5 protein-coding genes are annotated in these 2,463 nt (G+C 43.7%); all 5 read left to right on the top strand.

What is annotated here, in order from left to right; translation table 11 throughout:
- The first annotated feature begins 376 nt into the window (after positions 1-376).
- Complete coding sequence (locus tag IQ242_RS22420) at positions 377-607, top strand: hypothetical protein (protein ID WP_002789717.1); 231 nt, start codon at positions 377-379, stop codon at positions 605-607.
- A gap of 47 nt (positions 608-654) precedes the next feature.
- A complete protein-coding gene (locus IQ242_RS22415) occupies positions 655-873 on the top strand; it encodes a hypothetical protein (protein ID WP_370583042.1) in 219 nt (72 codons plus the stop codon).
- Positions 874-1,031: 158 nt separating this feature from the next.
- Positions 1,032-1,223, top strand: coding sequence for a PEP-CTERM sorting domain-containing protein (locus IQ242_RS22410; RefSeq protein ID WP_193961462.1), 192 nt, complete (start codon positions 1,032-1,034; stop codon positions 1,221-1,223).
- A gap of 190 nt (positions 1,224-1,413) precedes the next feature.
- Positions 1,414-1,659, top strand: coding sequence for a UPF0175 family protein (locus IQ242_RS22405; protein ID WP_002770883.1), 246 nt, complete (start codon positions 1,414-1,416; stop codon positions 1,657-1,659).
- On the top strand, positions 1,656-2,141 hold the full coding sequence (locus tag IQ242_RS22400; protein WP_193961461.1) for a DUF3368 domain-containing protein: 486 nt from the start codon (positions 1,656-1,658) through the stop codon (positions 2,139-2,141). Before IQ242_RS22405 ends, IQ242_RS22400 begins: the two co-directional genes overlap by 4 nt.
- The last annotated feature ends 322 nt before the right edge of the window (positions 2,142-2,463 follow it).

Genomic DNA, 2,463 nt, shown 5'->3' with positions numbered 1-2,463 from the left:
AGAGGGAATCCCTTACTCTAGAGATTAATGACACTATCTGTTAAAATCAGGTTAGCGATCACTATACAGCCAACTCTACGGAATCGCTCTACTCCAGATACAGTCAACGGTACAGCCATTTTCAAGTGAAAAATGTACCCAGTAGTCTCTTTTCAATTTTTTCTTAGAAGCGACCTGCAGTAAGGGTTTTGTTAATTTTTTAGTATTTATGTATGGGGGAAGTCCAGTTATAGGTCAAGTTTCCGTCACTGAAAAAACTATTGAGTTGGGCTGAAAACAAAAAGAAAACTACAAATAACAGATGTCCTGAGTCTGACGAAAGTTTTCTGAACATCGGTTAAAATAGGGAAATTGTAGTGTTTATTGCGATGAACCCATGACCAAACTGCTTCAACAGGCAATTGCTCAAATCCAGCAACTCCCACCCGAACAACAAGATGCGATTGCGGCTCGATTTTTGGCGGATTTAGAAGATGAACACAAATGGGAAACTCGTTTCGCCGCCACAACAGAAGAGCAATGGGATCAGATGGCTGCAATGGTGCGTCAGGAAATAGCCAAAGGTGAAACCATGCCACTTGATCAAGTTTTTCCAACACAAAAATGAAATCAAGTGTTACAAAGTCATTTCGTAAGCAGCTAAGTGATCTTCCTGTGTCAGTTCAGGGACAAGCTGATAAAGCCTACTCTCTTTGGCAGGAAGAGCCTTCCCATCCGAGCCTTCAGTTCAAACGAGTAAGCCAAAAACAACCGATTTATTCTGCTCGTGTCAGCATCAACTATCGTGTTTTGGGTTTGCTAGAATCCGATCATATTTACTGGTACTGGATTGGGGCACACGACGAGTACGATGAATTGCTGAAGCGGATGTAGCACATTCATTAAAGCTGTGGGTTAAAATGCGATACCGAAGGCACTGGGTAGCACCCCTAGATAAGGTTGGAGGGATTGCTGTAGGGTGCTATACTGGCTTAGTGCGATGCCGAAGGCACTGCGTAGCAGCACGCCGATCTTGTAGGGTGCGTTCCCTAATGTGGCTCCTACTGCTCCACCGATCGATTTTTGGGGAACGCACCATGCACATTGATGGCAGCTGTGGGTTTAAGTGCGATACCGCTCCTCCCGCCACCACCCCAGAACCCTTTGCCCTCGTCGGACTGGGGGCTGTCGTCGCTCTGGGGGCTGGCTTCAAGCGCCGCCCCACCCAGGCAGACAAAAACTAAGCTTTAATTGAAGGTATTACCCCAGGATATCCGCAAGAGTCTCTTTTTTGGCTATTTAAAAGAGGATTATTTGATATTTGCTTCTTTTTAATGGAGATTGGAGAAATCATAAACCTCCCTCAAGGCACTAGACACAAGCGAGCTATCATAAAACCATCGCTGATTTGACAATCGCCAACCCCTAAAAATTATGAGCGTAGTTATTCCTAATGACATACTGACCGCATCAGGACTCTCCGAAGACGAGCTAAAACTAGAAATCGCCATCATGCTCTTTAAACAAGACAAAATCAGCATCGGCAAAGCCCGTCATCTTGCAGGCATGAACCTCCTCCAATTTCAACACGAACTTAATCTAAGAGAGATTTGTGTCCATTATGACCTTGAAGAATTAGAAGAAGATATCCAAACCTTACAAAAACTAGGCAGACTATGATCGTCGTGAGTGACACCTCACCCATTACCAACCTAGCCGCCGTTAACCAGTTAACCCTTTTGCATCAACTCTATGGAACAATTATCATTCCTCAAGCCGTTTATGACGAAATGGCGAGTTTAGGCTACGCTGTACCTGGCACGATTGAAATCATGACCTTATCTTGGATAGAAACACGGCCCGTCACCCAGCAAAACCAAGTTAATCAACTACTCAATAAATTAGACCGAGGAGAATCAGAAGGGATTATTTTAGCGCTAGAATTAGGCGCAGATATATTAATTTTGGATGAAAGAAAAGGACGCAAAGTCGCACAATCTCTTGGGCTAAATATTACTGGAATATTGGGCGTTTTACTCGAAGCCAAGCAAAAAGAATTGATTATGAATATTAAACCGATTATTGATCAGCTAATCTTAAAAGCAGAATTCCGAATTAGCGAAACACTCTACAGAAAAGTTTTGACCATTGCGGGAGAATGATTCTATTGCAATATTTCAACCCATTTTACAAAGTGCGATGCCGAAGGCACTGCGTAGATTTTGTAGGGTGCGTTCCCTAATGTGGCTCCTACTGCTCCACTGATCGATTTTTTGGGGAACGCACCATGCACATTGATTGCAGCTGTGGGTTTAAGTGCGTTCCCTAATGCAAGTTAAAGTCAGGTGTAGGCTGGGTTGACAAAAGGAAACCCAACAACTTCTAGTTTAATCCCCTCCGCCACCTCAACGATAGACACCTCCATTGCTCAGGGTAAAATGAAGGGGCATAGTTGAAAAGAGGTCAAATCTATGACAGTTCGAC

The organism is Microcystis sp. LEGE 08355 (assembly GCF_015207185.1).
GTDB classification, from domain to species: domain Bacteria; phylum Cyanobacteriota; class Cyanobacteriia; order Cyanobacteriales; family Microcystaceae; genus Microcystis; species Microcystis panniformis.
This window is presented reverse-complemented; position numbering and strand designations above follow the sequence as displayed.

Excerpts from the sequence above, each read along its gene's own strand:
- IQ242_RS22405 (WP_002770883.1), top strand. The coding sequence starts at position 1,414 with ATGAGCGTAGTTATTCCTAATGACATACTGACCGCATCAGGACTCTCC.
- IQ242_RS22400 (WP_193961461.1), top strand. The coding sequence starts at position 1,656 with ATGATCGTCGTGAGTGACACCTCACCCATTACCAACCTAGCCGCCGTT.
- IQ242_RS22410 (WP_193961462.1), top strand. The coding sequence starts at position 1,032 with ATGTGGCTCCTACTGCTCCACCGATCGATTTTTGGGGAACGCACCATG.
- IQ242_RS22420 (WP_002789717.1), top strand. The coding sequence starts at position 377 with ATGACCAAACTGCTTCAACAGGCAATTGCTCAAATCCAGCAACTCCCA.